This is a genomic window from Neptunomonas sp. ABH4_499, assembly GCF_056160565.1.
This window is the reverse complement of sequence record NZ_JBSWXK010000021.1, coordinates 1-16,901: the sequence shown is the minus strand read 5'-3', so window position 1 is coordinate 16,901 and position 16,901 is coordinate 1. Positions and strand designations below refer to the sequence as shown.

Annotated in this window: 14 protein-coding genes and 1 rRNA gene; 7 read left to right on the top strand and 8 right to left on the bottom strand. The window is 50.4% G+C overall.

The window, feature by feature from the left end:
• Positions 1-21: 21 nt before the first annotated feature.
• From ACXAF9_RS16390 to ACXAF9_RS16365, 6 genes are all read right to left on the bottom strand, one after another.
• Positions 22-3,495: a hybrid sensor histidine kinase/response regulator gene (locus tag ACXAF9_RS16390; protein WP_475075987.1), complete on the bottom strand. Its 3,474-nt coding sequence runs from the start codon at positions 3,493-3,495 to the stop codon at positions 22-24.
• A 17-nt stretch (positions 3,496-3,512) separates the two neighbouring features.
• Positions 3,513-5,624, bottom strand: a complete 2,112-nt coding sequence (locus tag ACXAF9_RS16385; protein WP_475075984.1) for a methyl-accepting chemotaxis protein — start codon at positions 5,622-5,624, stop codon at positions 3,513-3,515.
• Between the two features lie 75 nt (positions 5,625-5,699).
• Positions 5,700-6,194, bottom strand: coding sequence for a chemotaxis protein CheW (locus tag ACXAF9_RS16380; RefSeq protein ID WP_475075980.1), 495 nt, complete (start codon positions 6,192-6,194; stop codon positions 5,700-5,702).
• The gene (locus tag ACXAF9_RS16375; RefSeq protein ID WP_475075978.1) at positions 6,194-6,559 is read right to left on the bottom strand and encodes a response regulator; all 366 of its coding nucleotides are present in this window, start codon (positions 6,557-6,559) and stop codon (positions 6,194-6,196) included. The genes ACXAF9_RS16380 and ACXAF9_RS16375 overlap by 1 nt, the downstream gene beginning before the upstream one ends.
• 36 nt (positions 6,560-6,595) lie before the next feature.
• Positions 6,596-7,771 carry a response regulator gene (locus tag ACXAF9_RS16370; RefSeq protein WP_475075976.1) on the bottom strand — a complete coding sequence of 392 codons (1,176 nt, stop codon included), beginning with the start codon at positions 7,769-7,771 and terminating at the stop codon, positions 6,596-6,598.
• A 497-nt stretch (positions 7,772-8,268) separates the two neighbouring features.
• Positions 8,269-8,757, bottom strand: a complete 489-nt coding sequence (locus ACXAF9_RS16365; RefSeq protein ID WP_475075973.1) for a MarR family winged helix-turn-helix transcriptional regulator — start codon at positions 8,755-8,757, stop codon at positions 8,269-8,271.
• Between the two features lie 263 nt (positions 8,758-9,020).
• Between ACXAF9_RS16365 and ectA the strand changes: the two genes are divergently transcribed.
• From ectA to ACXAF9_RS16330, 7 genes are all read left to right on the top strand, one after another.
• Positions 9,021-9,500 carry a diaminobutyrate acetyltransferase gene (ectA, locus tag ACXAF9_RS16360; protein WP_475075970.1) on the top strand — a complete coding sequence of 160 codons (480 nt, stop codon included), beginning with the start codon at positions 9,021-9,023 and terminating at the stop codon, positions 9,498-9,500.
• A gap of 58 nt (positions 9,501-9,558) precedes the next feature.
• Positions 9,559-10,836, top strand: a complete 1,278-nt coding sequence (gene ectB / locus ACXAF9_RS16355; protein WP_475075968.1) for a diaminobutyrate--2-oxoglutarate transaminase — start codon at positions 9,559-9,561, stop codon at positions 10,834-10,836.
• 45 nt (positions 10,837-10,881) lie between these two features.
• A complete protein-coding gene (locus tag ACXAF9_RS16350) occupies positions 10,882-11,280 on the top strand; it encodes an ectoine synthase (RefSeq protein ID WP_475075965.1) in 399 nt (132 codons plus the stop codon).
• 86 nt (positions 11,281-11,366) lie between these two features.
• Positions 11,367-12,836: an aspartate kinase gene (locus ACXAF9_RS16345; RefSeq protein WP_475075963.1), complete on the top strand. Its 1,470-nt coding sequence runs from the start codon at positions 11,367-11,369 to the stop codon at positions 12,834-12,836.
• A 64-nt stretch (positions 12,837-12,900) separates the two neighbouring features.
• Complete coding sequence (locus tag ACXAF9_RS16340) at positions 12,901-14,460, top strand: diguanylate cyclase domain-containing protein (protein ID WP_475075960.1); 1,560 nt, start codon at positions 12,901-12,903, stop codon at positions 14,458-14,460.
• Positions 14,461-14,475: 15 nt separating this feature from the next.
• Positions 14,476-15,066, top strand: coding sequence for an EAL domain-containing protein (locus ACXAF9_RS16335; RefSeq protein ID WP_475076081.1), 591 nt, complete (start codon positions 14,476-14,478; stop codon positions 15,064-15,066).
• Positions 15,067-15,122: 56 nt separating this feature from the next.
• Complete coding sequence (locus ACXAF9_RS16330; protein WP_475075957.1) at positions 15,123-15,905, top strand: TSUP family transporter; 783 nt, start codon at positions 15,123-15,125, stop codon at positions 15,903-15,905.
• Here the strand turns inward: ACXAF9_RS16330 and fabI are convergent, their stop codons facing one another.
• Both fabI and rrf read right to left on the bottom strand, forming a co-directional pair.
• Positions 15,906-16,679 (bottom strand): enoyl-ACP reductase FabI, encoded by a 774-nt coding sequence (fabI, locus tag ACXAF9_RS16325; protein WP_475075955.1) that lies wholly within the window; start codon positions 16,677-16,679, stop codon positions 15,906-15,908.
• A 153-nt stretch (positions 16,680-16,832) separates the two neighbouring features.
• Positions 16,833-16,901 (bottom strand): 5S ribosomal RNA (gene rrf / locus ACXAF9_RS16320); the annotation flags it as partial.

Genomic DNA, 16,901 nt, shown 5'->3' with positions numbered 1-16,901 from the left:
ACGAAGTCGTTCGTTCTTACATCAGACTACTAACGCTGTGGTGCTCTGTGGCACTGAACTCAACAACTGCTCTATGTGATCCAGTACATCATGCTCGCTCCAAGGCTTGGTCATATAAACCGATACCCCAACAGCCGCAGCTTCTGCCCGGTGTTTTTGTGTAGAACGTGACGTCATCATAATGACCGGTACAGATGCGGTGCTCTTGTTGGATCGCAACGCCGAGGTTAGCTCTGTTCCGTTCATGCGCGGCATCTCTAGGTCGGTCACCACAAGGTCCGGCGCTTGCTTTTCAACCTGCTTCATCGCCTCAACGCCGTCAATCGCCGTTGCCACTTCGAAGCCTGCATCTTTCAGCAAGGTAGCCATCGACTTACGGGCACTCAATGAGTCATCCACCACCAAAATGTTTGGCAGCCGCACACGCGGTTGCTCCTCAAGGCCTGCCAACCAATCAACATGTTGCCCCATCATATGCGCAACCCGTTGCGGCAAGTCAACCACAGGAGCCAATGAGCCGTTCGAAAGCAAGGTCATACCCGGAATACCCGGAATTTCAGAAACGTACGGGCCCATGCGCTTAAACACCAGCTCACGCAAGGCGATAACTTCATTCACCAAGACCGCAATCGGATTGCCTTGACCGGTTTCAACCAAGAGGACTTGGAACAGAGAACGGGTACGGTAATCGACCGCAGGCTCGCCCAATAAGGACTCCAATGGATAGGCGTCGTAAGCGTGCTGTCCGTGATGGAACACCAGCTGATCGCCATTGGCTTTCAACTCGCCATCCAACGACAGGATGGTTTGTCCCATACCGTTTGAAGCCAGTGCAAATACGCGGTTTTGGGTTCGAACCAAAAGTGCACGAATCATCAAGGTACTGGATGGCAAAGACAGTTCGATGATGGTGCCAAAGCCTCGATCACTGTTCAGCAAGATCTGACCTTGTAAGCGTCGAATCTCCTGCGCCACAACGTCCATACCGATACCACGACCCGACAACTGGCTGGTGTCTTCGCGGGTTGAAAAGCCTGGTAGCAAGATTAACTGCTGGAGTTCGTGCTCGGATAGCTCCTGATCTTCGGTGATCAGACCACGCTGAATCGCGATCAAGCGAATTCGCTTAAGATCCAATCCGTCACCGTCATCCTCACACTCCACCATGATACGGTCTTGTTCTTGACCAAAACGCAGCGTGATGGTGCCTGTTTCTGGCTTTTCGGCCTCAAATCGTAAGTGAGGCGTTTCGATACCGTGGTCGACCGCGTTACGGATCATGTGCATCAAAGGCGCAGTCAACTGGTTAAGGATCTGGCTATCGATTAGGGTATCGCCACCCTCAACCACCAGCTCCGCTTGTTTACCCGCGGCACGACATGCCTGACGCAAGATACGCTCAAAACGCGGTACCAAGGTGTTTACCGAGACCTGACGAGCACGCACCACCGAATCCAGTGTTTCACGCTGCAAGCCCGCTTGAGCAATCTGTAGATCATTGAGTTTTTGTACACGCTCAGCCATCTGGTGGTCGACTTCTCGTACGTCGGCCGCCGTCTCGTTCAACATCGAGAAGCTGGTGTGTACTTCGTGATAACGGTCCATCTCCAGAGGATCAAAGTTGGAGTCCGAATCACCCGACTGCGTTTGTTGCAGCGTGTAGTAATCGTTTAGGTGTTGCTCAAGTTCAAGCAACAGCTTTTGCAACTGACGGTGACGGTCACGACTGATACGCGTCAGTGAGCGCAAGTCTGTGATCTCATCACTGAACTGCGAGCTCATCGCGGTGTTTTCACCGGCCAAACGGAACAGATCATCAACCAGCGTACGGGACACCCTAAACTGGGCTTCCTCTGAGGACTCCGCCGCGGCCGTATTGGCAAAAGGTTCGGTCTTCGTAGCAGATTCTTCCGCCGGGGCTGGGCTGGCTTTTGCAGGTGCCGCTGGTACAGGCTCAGACGATGACTCAGGCGCTTCGGTCGGCTCGGCCACCGGTGTTGACGCCATTACCGATTCTGGCGTTGTAGAAGGTGCATCGCCTTCAGCCGCCGTCAGCGGCGTTGCGTGTGGTGCCACGTACAGGGTTGCGCCTTCGGCCACACCGTCGGCTTTTAAGCGGTAGTACCAATCCATCATGGTCTGCAGTGCGGTGCGGACCAATTCCGCATCGACCATGTCGTCCAGGAAGGCATCAATCAGCTGTGCTAAAGCATCCGCACTGTCCATCAGTGCGTTTTTCAACGACGTGCCTGGCAACACCTGATCATCACAGAGCATTTCCAGCACGTCTTCCATTCGGTGAGTTAGGTTTGCCAAAGCGGATAAGCCCGCCATGTTCCCCAACCCTTTTAGGGTATGCGCGTGTCGTTGTGCATCCACCAGCGATGGGATGGATTGCTCTCGGTCAGCACGTTGCAAAGAGGCCAACAAAGCATCAGCCAGTGACGGTAACTCTTCCGCCAACATACCCTGCAAACCGCCTTCGACTTCGCCTAGGGCCGGCATCACCAAGTGTTCTTCGCTGACCACCTCAGGCTCAAGCTCAGCCGCTGAACGGACACTCGCGATGGTCATCAACTGGCGGATGTAATCGCGCTGCTGATCGGTCATCACCACTGGCAATTCCGGGTTGCCAAAGAGCATCAACAAGGTTTCGTTCAGGGACTCGTCGGCCTCACCCACTGACAGCGCATCTAAGTAAGCCGCCATGGTGATCAAGGCTTGGATCGGCCAGGTGTTATCCGATGATGGGATTAAGCGGATGTTCGCCAATAAGCCTTCTAACAGGCGCTTAGCACCGTACAAATGAACGGAGTCAACCGCACGCAACACAGGCGCGATCTCTTTCACCCAATTCAGGTACGGGTAGTCATTTTCACCCACTGGCTGGGTGGCCAGCTCACGAATGGACTGACTCAACATGCCGAGAACGTTCTGATCGACCGTTACGTTCTCATCGTCAAGATCTGATAGATCAACCACACAGAAATCAGGCGTGTCCTTCGCTGAATCTTCGGACTTCTCCAGACGACCGTCGTAGTCATCGTTCCAGATCAGTTCCTCTTCGGCTAAGGCGTTTCGGATTCGATAGATATCTTGGTGGAGAATCTCGATCAAGAACTCAAGATCTTCCAGTGACAGCGGCTCAGGCCAACGTTCTTCACTTAAGATCTCGAGCACACTGTCCACCGCCAAACTCTCGCCTTCCAACACCAAGGCCAGAAGTTCGAGGGAGGTGGCGAGCTGCCGTGTGGCCCAAGCTTGCTGCTCGGGCTGATCAAACGCTTCTGCCGCCTGGATCGCTTGCTCGTAAATCAAGCCAAGTGCATCAGCAACACCTTGAAAACCTTGCTCTGACGCTTGGTCTAACGTGCTTTCCCATGTTTCGGCTTGCTCTGGCAAGAAATCTTGCCAGGACTGAGCATCGCGAGCCATCTCTGCACCGTTTAACAGCGCATTTCGGTGTGCAGTAAGGGCGGCCATCAACGCCTGCATCGGAAACTCTCCCTATATCAACCCTGAGTGGTTCGGTCTGCCAAGCGGAAACCACTGACCGCTGTTTTGAGTGACTCAACCGATGCTACCAACTGGTTCGAGAGCTCTTCCTGACGGGTCATCTCTTCGTTGGTTGCGGCTGTTGTATCGTTAATGCGTGCAGCACGTTGCTGCAGCTGTTCGGTCAGTCGTGCTTGTTTCACCGCACTTTGCGAGATACGTACGACCGAATCTACCAGGGATTCCGTTGTCTCTTTGGTCTCTTCCATACGGGCACCGGCCTGCTCGGCAAGACGCGTACCCTCAACAACGTCGGTAATTACTTGGTTGATTACTTCGATGGTATCGGCCGTATCGGCCTGAATGTTACTGATCAAGCCCTCGATCTCAGCGGTTGCCTCACGCGAACTCTCAGCCAATCGTTGTACCTCATCTACGACCACCATCAAACCACGACCCGCTTCACCTGCTGAGGAGGCGTGCATACTCGCATTCAACGACAGTACGTGTGTACGTTCCGAGATACTGTTGATCAAGTTGATGATACCGCCGATCTCTTGCGAACGTTCGCCCAGACGTTTGATACGTTTTTCCGCGTTGTGGATCGTTTGGTGGATCTTGTTAATACTCGCTACCGTATCGTTCACCGACGACATCGCCGCTTCCGATGTCTCGATCGCACGCTGAGAAGACTTACTCGACAAGTACGCAAGCTTCGCAATCACCTGCATCGCTTTTACCACCGACTCCAAACCTTTCAGGGTTTGGTTGATCTCTTCCTGCTCACGTTCCGCGTAGGTAATTACCGTACCGGACTGAGCTTTTACCTGCGTGGATGCACTGGTTACCTGGTCCGCAAAGTCGGTTACCTCGTGGAGTACCTCGTTCATCGATGCCGCCAACTGGTTGATGGAGTCGGCAACCGCACCAGTGATGTCCTCCGATACCGGTACACGAACCGTCAGGTCTTTCTCACTGAGCATGAATACGTTTTGGATCAAAGAGATTACCGAGCTGTTCAGACGGGCGTTTTCAGCTTCTTTCTCTTCGAGGGACTTCTCTTTCTCATCCATCAACTGATCCAGTGTTTGAGACAGCTGACCGATCTCATCTTGCTGCTCCAACTCGCTTCGCGCCTTGTTATCGCCGGTACGAATGCGCTCGATCGCGTTCTGGATTTTACGAACCGGGTTTACAACACCCTGTTGCAGAATGAAGGATGCAAAGATCAACGCCACAAACATCATGAACATCGACAGCAAGAACAGCGAGTTCATACTTTTCGCGTCTGCCTTACGCTGCAGCTCAGAGACGGCACGTGACTCACTGACCAGGCTGTTCAGGTTGGTGATCTGCGGGTCAATGGCCGCCACCGTATCGGAAATCTGGTAACTGACCGAGTTTTGCAGCAAACGCGAGCGGATAACCGCACCGGTCATGGTCGCGACATCGATCAAGTCTTTTAGGATCTCCTGCTTAAGAACATCGTCCTCAAACGGAGAGGTATTCGTGATACGCTGCATCGCTTCGATCTCAGCGTTGATGCTCTTACGGATCGTTTCCAGCTGGTCGGTTTCAAGCGTACGGTACCCCAGTGCGGTCAGCGTACTCATGTGCTCCGATAGGGTATCCATGTTGGCGTTCTGAATCAGAAGTTCCAGCGTTTGCAACGAGCCAATGTACTCGGATTGCAAACCTTCTGAGATATCCAAACCAAAGTCGATGGCCAGGTTAACCGACTCATAGAACTGCTCTTGATAGGTATCGATGATGTCGTAGAAGCTGGCAACTACTTGACGCTCTTTTTCGTTCTCAAGGTATGGGTCCAGCTCATCGATGGTGTCGCTGAGCTCCGCCATTTTATCTTCAAACTGCGTCAAGATTTGCAGATTGCGATCCAGAAAGAACGACTGCTGCAGCAGCTTACTGTCCAGTACGGTCACGTTGATTTCATCGATTTTATCGGTGAACGCTTGCAGTTCGTTGTTACGTTTTTGCGCCAAATGCTCAAGTGAGAGCGTTTGGTAATAAGAAACGCCCAAGAAGAGCACCCCTGCCAAAAGCAAGGACACCGCCAACATAAACTTTTGAGACAGTTTCAGGTTCTGGAAAACCGAAATCAGCTTCATACACAGTCCTCTGGTGCTTTGCACCGCATATCACATACCCACCAAACAGTGTGACTCATCACATCTTGGGCATTACTAATTGATCATGGTGTTTTTAAGCGTGCTAAATAGGTTGACGACATCCACTGACAACCATTTTGCGTCCCCAATCTGGTAGGTTTGGGTGATCGATTGTGACAATGCGTCCGGCAATCCTTGCGGAGTCTCCACAGCATCGGTGGGATGCAGTGCTGCGGGGTAGTAATCGGTTAGGATACCGACCGTGTTGGGGTGTTTATCCAACAACAAAATCCATTTAGGTGTCACTAGGGAGGATTGATCGTGACTTAGCCATGCAGCTATGTGGTACACCGGTACAACTTCACCTCGGTGATTGATCAATCCTAGAAACCACGGCGCCGCTCCTGGGAGTGACGAGATCGACGACGGCACCGGGATCAATTCACTGCGCATCCCTTGTGGGATCAGCCAGTTTATTGAACCAATTTGTATGCCGTGTCGAAGTGTTCCGGAGGCGTCATCCCCGCTTTCCGGAATCGGTTGCAGATCAGATACCTCCGTCAGACTCATTAGCCAAGCCCTCGCACGTGCTCAAGCAGCTCTTCGTCTTGATACGGCTTTCCGACCACGGCCGTTGCGCCTTGCAGTTTTGCCCAAACACGGTCGGCTTCTTGGTGCTTACCAGACACGATCACCACAGGGATATCTTTCGTCTCCTCATGGCGCGTGATTTGACGGCACGCAGCAAAGCCATCGACTTCTGGCATCACAATATCCATAAAGATCAGGTCAGGCTTGAGTTCTACCGCTTTTTCAAAGCCTTCCTTACCGTTATCCACCACCACAACGTTGGCATCAACTTTCGCTAATACTTCACGAATGTGAGCCTGCTGTGCCGGATCATCTTCTACAACCAGAATCGTTTTCGTACTCATAAATCAATCTTACTCATTAAGAATTTTGGGCATCAATTAACTGGATACCGAGGTTCTCAGCTTAGCCATAGCGGCCATACGCTCAGGACGGTATTCAGTAATCCATTTGGTTACCCGTAACATCACTTTTTTAAACTCCTCTGGCACAATCGGCTTTGTCAGGTAGGTAGAACACCCTGCCATGATGCCTTTTACTTCATCCAAAGGAGATGTTTTAGACGACAACATAATGATCGGCGTCTTCTTAACATGGGCCATTTTGCGAAGCTCTGTACAGGTTTCAAACCCGTCAATGCCAGGCATCATGATGTCCAAGAAGATCAGATCATAGTTACCGCCACTTGCCATCTCGAGCGCCAGTTCACCGTTCTCGGCAAACTCGATGCTCATATCGATCGGCAAACCTTCTAATTCATTCGCCAGTGCTTTTCGCATCGGAGCACTGTCATCCACAACCAAGACCGTTAGTTCGTTGCCAGAAGGCTCATCTTGCTCAGCGACAGCATCAGATGCAGAGTCGTCTGAAGCGGCTGCAGTTTCAGGTGCCTCACTGGACTCTGGCGTGAAGGTGTTTGTCTCAAGTGCCTCTGGTGCTTCAACAGGAGGCGACTCAGTAACGGACAACGCAGGCTCCACTACCGTAGATGTATCGTCAGAAGCAACTTCAGACCCCGCATCCACATGCGTTTCAGCGGCTACCTCTACTGGAGACTCGACTGGCGCCTCAAGTGATTCAGAGACCAGAACCGGCTCGGACACTGCGATATTAGACTCCGCAACGTCAGGGGCCTCAGTTATTGGGGCGTCAGGCGTGTCTTTTGCTTCGCTCATCACCTCTGAATTCGGTTCAGACACAGCGGTGGCCGTGACTGCATCCGCCGACGCGTCAACAGATTCGGATTCAAGCGGTTTATCAGCCAGTTGATCCAAGGTACGGACAACACGGGAAGAGATCAGCGGATAGCCCACATGCAAATACTGCGTAAGCTCTGGGCGATTACGTGAAACAATCACTACACGCTCGTGTAGGTGATTAGGTAGTTGGTCGAGCGGCGGCTGCGTGAGCGCTTGCTCCCCAAACACAAGAATCAGTTCAGGCCAGTGTTCACCATCAAACGTAACCAGCTGGTACTGGTGCTTACGCGACAGTTTTACGATTTTTTCAATCTTAGAACGCTGCTGTTCTGGGAAACCAAAAGCTCCCACCTGCATAGCAATCCCTTCGTACTTCAATGTTATCGATGATCGCAGCAGCCTTACATCGCAGTTAAAACTACAGATCCAAGGCGTACTACCCAAGCCCTGACCTTTTGATCAGCAGTGTCGGGGACTTTGCACTAAGAAGCCAGACAGGAACACATGCATCAAAGCATGATCTAGTGAACAACCAGCAGAGTAAACAACACTAACAGTAGGGTTTTATGGAAAGACCCAACCGTAAATAAACATTTACTGAGTGTTCACTTTCCATGTTCAGGCACCCTTAGCCTGTATTTGAGCTGAATATCAACTCGTCCTTTCGCACACTTTCCTAAGCGTATGCTCTGAGTATGCCCAAAAATTATGACACCGCAACCATTCTGACCATCTTTTTTCCACACAACCAATCACTTACTCTCAGCCAAGGAAAGGTGAAAACAAACGTATGATCAGATCAAAGTCGTAGAACTAAGGATTGACCAATATTGATTAAAGTCAAGAAATTAGAATTATTCTTGATGAGATTCGGCTCGATCCAATCGACCGATGTTTAAAACAGGCGCCGCATCCAAATGATCGGCTTGCAATAGGTGGGCTATGCGCTCCAACGAGGCCAGCATCATGGACTGCTCCCAGTCGCGCATATCATCAAACTCTTGAGTAAAGCGATCTTGTAACGTAGTTGGCGAGCTGACCAGTAAATGCGTGCCTTCATCGGTAAGATGAACCCACATTTTACGCTTATCTTCTTTGCCTCGTTCACGACTAATCAGCATCTTCTTTTCTAAGCGGTCAAGGATACTGGTGACCGTAGCTTGCGCCACATTTAAACGACGAGCCAACTCGCCGGAGGTCATAGGAGAGGACTCACGAAGCGTCTGAAGTACCATCAATTGCGGCAGCGTTAATCCGGTAGAACGACTGATGTTCTTTTCATGAATTTCTGTTGCTCTGATGATTTGGCGTAACACGACCAGCGCCTGAAGACTTCTTTCCATTACAGCCTCACTCTCTCCTACTCGACTATTTAATTAAGGGTGTCGCTGATTATACGCGACTTCCAGAAAAATACTTTCATTGTCTAATATTCTTTGGTGCATTTTTACACACCAACGCCCCCTAATGGCGCACCCTCCAGCCTTAAAATCGACTTTTAATCGGCGCTGTCTCCGATTTCACACGGTTGAAATCTGCAAAATGATATGTTTTACAATATAAATAATTAGAAATGCTAAATATTAACAAACGGAAACATTTATCCATGATGGAGTCGTCGATTAAGATCAGACACCCCAACCCAGAAGACGGCATGGCCTTGAATTATTTGATCAGCCAATGCCCGCCCCTTGATACGAATTCGGTGTATTGCAACCTTTTGCAATGTCACCACTTTGCGAGAACAGCACTGGTCGCCGAGAACTCGAAAGGAGAGCTGATCGGCTCAATCACAGGCTACACCCCACCGAATCAGCCAGACACCTTATTCGTTTGGCAAGTCGCGCTTCACCCCGAAGTACGCGGTCAGGGACTCGCCTCCACCTTGCTTAACTCACTGTTTGACCGAAGCGAATGCCGAGCATTAGAGACAACGATCTCACCCGGCAATATCGCCTCAGAGTCATTGTTTGAGCGCTTCTTTAAAGCACGTGGTATGGCTGTCTCGCGCACAACGCTGTTTGACCATCAACAGCACTTCAACGGACAACATGACAGTGAAGTTTTATACAGAGGTTCATTATAAAACCGTCACGCTTGTCCTTTATTGGTCCGATTTTTAACTATTTTATTTAGGTACACAAATGAATACATTTACACAATATGAGTCTGAAGTTCGTGGTTATTGCCGTTCATTCCCTGTCGTTTTTGATCAAGCCAAAGGCGCTACCCTCTTCAGTGATGGAAAAGAATATTTAGACTTCTTATCCGGTGCGGGCTCTCTGAATTACGGGCACAACAACCCCGTAATGAAAAAGACGTTAATTGATTACATCGAAGCCGATGGCATTACCCATGGCTTAGATATGCATTCCGTCGCTAAAGAGCAGTTCATCGAGCACTTCCAAGATTACATCCTTAAACCTCGCGGCCTTAACGATTACGTGCTGCAGTTTACCGGACCTACCGGTGCCAACTGTGTAGAGGCAGCTTTAAAGCTCGCCCGTAAAGTCAAAGGTCGCGAAAACATCATCGCTTTCACGAATGGTTTTCATGGAGTGACCGCGGGTGCATTGAGCTGCACAGCGAACCAACATCACCGCGGAGCGGCTGGCCACAGCCTAAACCACGTTGATCGAATGCCGTTTGACGGCTATCACGGCCAAGACATCGATACGTTAAAAATGATCGATAAAATGCTGCGTGATCCAAGTAGCGGCATCGATAAACCCGCCGCTGTCATTCTTGAAACCATTCAAGGCGAAGGCGGATTAAACGTTGCGTCTACAAAGTGGCTGAAGGGTCTGCGCAAACTGTGCGATGAGCACGATATGCTGATGATCGTGGATGACATTCAAGCCGGTTGTGGTCGAAGTGGCGATTTCTTCAGCTTTGAAGAGGCCGGCATCAAACCCGACATCGTTACCTTGTCTAAATCCCTAAGCGGTTATGGCCTTCCGCTGGCACTAACGGTATTCAAACGCGAGTTGGATCAGTGGAAGCCAGGCGAGCATAACGGCACATTCCGCGGTAATAATCACGCCTTCATTACCGCAGCAACCACGATTGATGCTTACTGGAAAGACAATGCTTTCAGTGAAGAGATTAAAGAAAAATCGGCTATTTTGCACAACCGCCTGCAACAAATCTGCCGCCGCTACGGCCCAGAATCATTAACGGTACGTGGCCGCGGTATGATGGCGGGCATTGTATGCCCGAACGGTGACATCGCCGCTGATGTTGTCAAAGAAGCGTTCCAAGCAGGCTTAATCATTGAAACATGCGGTAACCACGACCAAGTGGTTAAGTGTTTCTGCCCATTGACCATCACTCAAGACCAGCTCGAAGACGGTTTACGTCGTTTAGACACCGCGTTTAAAAACGCGCTCAACGACAACGATGCCATTAAAAAAGCGTCGTAAGCCTCTCAACCGCTGCTAACCCTTTATTTTAACAGGAGTGATTCAATGATCGTACGCACACTAAAAGATGCCGAAAACAGCCAACGCCGCGTGACGGCAGAAAACTGGGAGAGCACTCGCATGCTCTTAAAAGAGGACAACATGGGGTTCTCGTTCCACATCACCACCATCTATGCCGATACCGAAACCCACATCTGGTATCAAAACCACCTAGAGTCGGTGTACTGCATCTCAGGTGAAGGTGAAATCGAAACGCTGGCGGATGGCAAGGTCTACCCAATTGAGCCTGGCACTCTCTACATCCTCGATAAGCACGATGAGCATCTTTTACGCGGGAAAACCGAGATGAAGATGGCCTGCGTGTTTAACCCACCATTGAACGGCACTGAAACACATGACGAGAACGGCGTATACCCTCTTGAAGCCGAAGCGGTGTCTGCATAATCAGTAAAAGGGGACTCTTTCAATCAGCCTCAATGCCCCGAATTTATTGCATTTCGGGACTCCATTGAGGTGATTTAGGTTATATAATGAGCACCACTACTATTACAAAACAGCAAAACACCACTATGAACCCCACTGTAGAAAAAATCGGCGGCACTTCGATGAGCCGCTTTGACGAAGTTCGTCAAAACATCTTTATGAACGCCTCGCAAACTGGCGAGTTATACAACCGCGTTTTTGTTGTTTCTGCATACGGCGGCATTACCAACTTACTGCTGGAACACAAGAAAACTGGCGATGCGGGCGTTTACAGCGCATTTGCCGAAGCGGAAAACGAATCAGCATGGCTCGAGCACCTAAGCGTTGTTCGCCAGCACATGATCGCGATTAACCATCAAATGTTTACCGGTGAAGCACTGCAACGTGCCAACCACTTCATTTCTGAGCGCTTAAGTGACGCTGAGCTGTGCATGGAAAACCTGCAAAAGCTGTGTACTCATGGCCACTTCCAGGTGAAAAGCCAGCTGCTGCGCGTACGTGAAATGCTCGCTTCTTTGGGCGAGGCGCACAGTGCGTTCAACACCGTGCTGATGCTGCAACAGCATGACATCAATGCGCGCTTAGTTGACCTAAGCGGCTGGAACGAGCCGGAGCCTCTGGACTTTGACGAGATGATCAGAAAACACCTTGAGACAACGAATCCGTCTCAAGAGATGCTGATCGTAACGGGTTACACGCACTGCAAAGAAGGCCTGATGAAGACGTTCGATCGCGGTTACAGCGAGATGACCTTCTCGAAAGTAGCGACCTTCTTGGATGCGCGTGAAGCGATCATCCATAAAGAGTTTCATCTAAGCAGCGCAGATCCAAGCTTGGTCGGCTCAGAAGCGGTATTGCCAATCGGCCGTACGAATTACGATGTGGCGGACCAGCTTTCAAACCTGGGAATGGAAGCGATCCACCCGAAAGCCGCGCGTGGTCTGCGTCAGCAGAACATTCCACTGCGTATCAAAAATGCGTTCGAGCCAGAGCATGAAGGCACACTGATCACAACCGACTACAAAAATGCACGCCCATGCGTTGAAATCATCGCTGGCCGTAAAGATGTGGTTGGTATCGAGGTGTTCGACCAAGAGATGCTTGGTTCACTTGAATACGACATCGAGATTTCGCGTCTGCTGAACCAGCTCAAACTGTACACAGTCAACAAAGACGCCGATGCGAACACCATCACGTACTACGTGACCGGTAATCGTAAAATGATCAACCGTGCTGTACGCCTGATCCAAGAGATGTACGACACGGCATTGGTTGAGTTGCACAACTTGTCGATCGTGTCTGCCATCGGCTCCGACATGAAGGTGAAAGGCATCTTAGCACGTGCGGTATCGGCTTTGTCTGAAGCCGACATCAACGTCATCGCCCTGCATCAATCGGTTCGCCAAGTCGAAATCCAGTGCATCGTCGATGAAGCGGACTACGAGACCGCTATTCGCGCACTTCATGCCAAGCTGATCGAAGGCGAGAACCACGGCAAGGTGATTCGCGCCGCATAAGCGTCTCGCTTTTACGACACTCTCAACTATAGTTAATGAACGTTAACGTGTTGAGAGTGTCATTATGCACGCCTTTTTATCCGACTCCTTAATGCCCCACCTTGATCACACGCCGCTCTCTCCGTGGCGAGTCTTGATGGTCGGCTTACCCGAAACACTCCATACGCATTTAACGCAGCTTACCCGGCAATTCACTTGGATGGACCGTCCATTTGAGATCGATCAAGCCAACACAATCGAGCATGCCGTCCGCCTATCCTTTGATCACGCCTACTCAACGGTGCTCGTGCATCAATCCCTAATACATGATGATCATGCAATACGCGCCCTTCGTGAAGACGCCTCCCGATACCAATCGCGCTTTATCTTGCTCAGCGAAAAGCCCTCTAATACCCCCATGGCTGAATGGCTACTTGAGAACGCCATTGATGATCATCATTGCTATCCGAACGTCAGTGACAACCAATGGTTGTTGATCTTAGGGCGTGGCTGCCACTTTTTTCACACTAAACGCACTCGCCGACTCCTTGGTCAGGGTATGGAGCAAACACTTGCCGTCTTTGATACTTTTTTGAAAGAGGAAAGTATTGAGCATTTTCGGGAGGCTATCCTAAAACAAGTCGCGGCAGGTCTGGGTTTAGACACGCCCGAAATGATGCTTCTTGAACGTCATCGAGACGCCGATCAACCCGTATGCACCTTTGCGACACAGCGCTACTACCCAAACCTTGGCCGTCGATTAAGCTCGCTTACCGACCTCTCTTTAAAGAACCTCTGTCATATGGCCTTGCACGACAATACCCCCGTGTTTGAAGGGGGCCTTTCCATCTTTTATCAGGCCCATAATGATGCAGACTGTTTGTGGGTTGTTAAAGGCGCCGGGTGTCCTAAGGATCGGCATCAACAACTGATCGAACATGTCCTGTGTGCGATTTTACGCTTTGAATCAGACGTGCATACCATTCATCAACTGCAGACAGAACTCAATCAAGACCCACTGACCGAATTGGCCAATGAGCGAGGGTTAATCCAACACTTACAGCGCACTGGCGATCAAGAGAACATTGCTCAGATCAATATTGCTCAGTTCAGAGCCATCAATGCCGCCTTAGGCACTGAGGTAGCTGATAAAGTGCTGACGACCTTGGCTGAGCGTCTTCGTAATTACTTTGAGGAATATTGCGTCATTGCACGGGTTTGGGGCGATTCTTTTGTGCTGGTAGGTCCACCTGAAATTGTGATTAAACGGCGCATTGATTCGATCTTGAATGTACCGCTGTTGATCAACGACAGTGAGCTTCCTCTTCATTACTATGTCAGCACGCACACCGCTGACCTGCCCTTAAGCAACGCTAAGCAATGGCTCGTAGAACATGAACCTGACAAAGTACTCATACACGCCCACTCTTGCGCTAAAACCGCCTGTCTACGGCACGGGGATTCGGCCGACTTGTCTCGCTTTCAAGCGCTGACCCAAGCCTTCTACGATGGGCAACTCAAACTGACATTCCAACCCATCATTGACCTTCAAAGCCGGACATCTTACGCCTTTGAAAGTGGACTGGTGTGGGAGGCACACCCAAAACTCTCCAATGATGACCTTCTTAATTTACTCTCCCTTTGAGCCAACGAGCGCCTTATTGCCGATCTATCCGACTGGATGCTGCGTTTAAGCATACAAGCCTTCCAAGAGGTTCGGTCACACAACTCAGTCCTGCAGGCAGTGGTAGTGCCGATCAGTTTAACCCAACTCTATGCCAATGATATGGTTAACCTGATACACAACCTGATACAAGAACATCAACTAAGCGCCTCTGAATTGATCCTACAGCTCCCGATAGAGGCCACCCTTGATACCTCCAACGAGATGTTGGAGCTTTCCCACCAATTGATTAGCACAGGCGCAGATTTAGCCATGGGCCCACTGGGCGTAGCCACTCATCTCCAGCAATTAAGCGCGTTACCGACATCATTTCTGTCGTTGGATATCGATTCATTTAAAGACGAACTCGCCTGTTCTGACGGTCGCCCCTCGATGATAAGCGCACTGCTGACCATCAGTAATCCTTTGTGTACGGCCAGTGTCGCACACAAGATCCAGTCATTATCCCAAGCGAATGCATTAGCAAAACTTGGCTGCGGATTCGGCCAAGGCGATGGGCTTGCCGCGGCCATGTATCTAAAGCAATTAGACACCTGGTTTGCGCGCAACCCTTCGTTGCCTTTTTAGTTCTACCTGCCTCTAGTGCAAACTGATAGGATCGGATTTTATTCTAAGGGATGAGCATGGACATCGATTTAGCGACGCTTCTGGTTTTGGCGCTGGTTGGTTTGTGTGCGGGCACAGTCGACTCCATAGCAGGAGGAGGTGGTCTGATCTCAATCCCTGCTCTATTAGCGACAGGAATGCCGCCAGCTTCCGCATTAGCCACGAACAAACTGCAAAGCAGTTTCGGCTCGTTTGCTGCAGTCAGCTATTTCATCAAACGCGGCATGATCGATTTAAGCCAAATGAAATTGGCCATCGTCTGCACGTTCGTCGGATCTGCGATCGGGACCATCGGGGTACAATTTATCGATGCCTCCGTGTTAAACAAAGTGCTGCCACTTTTATTAGCAGGCTTTGCCATCTACTTTTTGTTTTCACCAAGACTACAGGATGAAGACACACACCAGCGCATCACCCTACCCACCTTCTCCTTTGTCTTTGGTACCTTAATTGGCTTTTACGATGGCTTTTTCGGCCCAGGCACAGGTTCATTCTTCGCCATTGCTTTCGTGTCTTTACTGGGCTTTGGCATGGCGAAAGCAACCGCTCATACGAAGCTTCTTAACTTCACTTCCAACTTTGCTTCGCTACTGTTCTTTGCGCTTGGTGGTCACGTTATCTGGACCATTGGTTTGGTCATGGCGGTCGGGCAATTTGCAGGCGGTATGCTCGGCTCAAGATTGGTGATGTTAAAGGGCGTCGCTCTGGTACGCCCTTTACTGGTCACGATATCTCTTATCATGTCCATTCGGTTACTTTGGCAGAATCATCCAGAGTGGTTTACCTGGCTCGCTGGCTGATCAGGCCATGATGTGATGACCGGCATCCACATAGGTGTTGCTGCCAGTTTGACTCTTCGCCCAATCACTGACCAGAAAAGCCGCCATACGACCGATGTCCTCAGGCGTGGCAAGCTGGTGAAGCGGTGCATGTTGAATCGCATCCTTCATCAACAGATCAAACTCCGACAAGCCTGACGCAGCCCGGGTGGGCATAGGACCAGGCGAGATCGAATGTACACGTATTTTTTTCTCGCCAAGCTCTGCGGCTAAATATCGTACAGAGGCTTCTAACGCCGCCTTTATCGGTCCCATCATGTCATAGTGGGGTACGACCTTCTCTGAGCCGTAATAACTCATCGTCAATAATGTACCACCGCCTGCAGCTTCAAGTAGCGGTTCAGCAAGTTTTGCAGCACGAATAAAGGAGTGGCAAGAGATGTCCATCGCGTCACAGAAGCCTTTGCGGGTCGTATCGACTAAACGCCCATGAAGCTCATCGAGCGGCGACCAAGCAATGGAATGAATAACAAAGTCTAGTGCCCCCCATTGATCTTCAACGGCTTCAAAGACGGCTTCTAGCTCACCCTCAACCGACACATCACAAGGGAGAAATAACGTCGCACCGAGCTCCTCAGCAAGAGGGCTGACATAGGATTTCGCTTTGTCATTAAGGAAGGTTAGACATAGCTCAGCCCCGAGTGAAGCCACTACTTGAGCACAACCATATGCAATCGAGTGTGAGTTAGCGACCCCAAGCACAAGACCGCGCTTTCCATTTAGATTCAGTTCCATCACTTCGCCCGCCCATTGAGTTTGATTGTTTGTGCACTGCACAATATCTAATCAATATTAGCAAGAGATGACAAGGTATTGATCTGTAGACGCTGCGATTGGAGATAAAACGAAAAAACCCCGATCACATCGTGACCGGGGTTCCGTATAAAAGCTTGGCGATGACCTACTCTCACATGGGGAGACCCCACACTACCATCGGCGCTAAGGCGTTTCACTTCT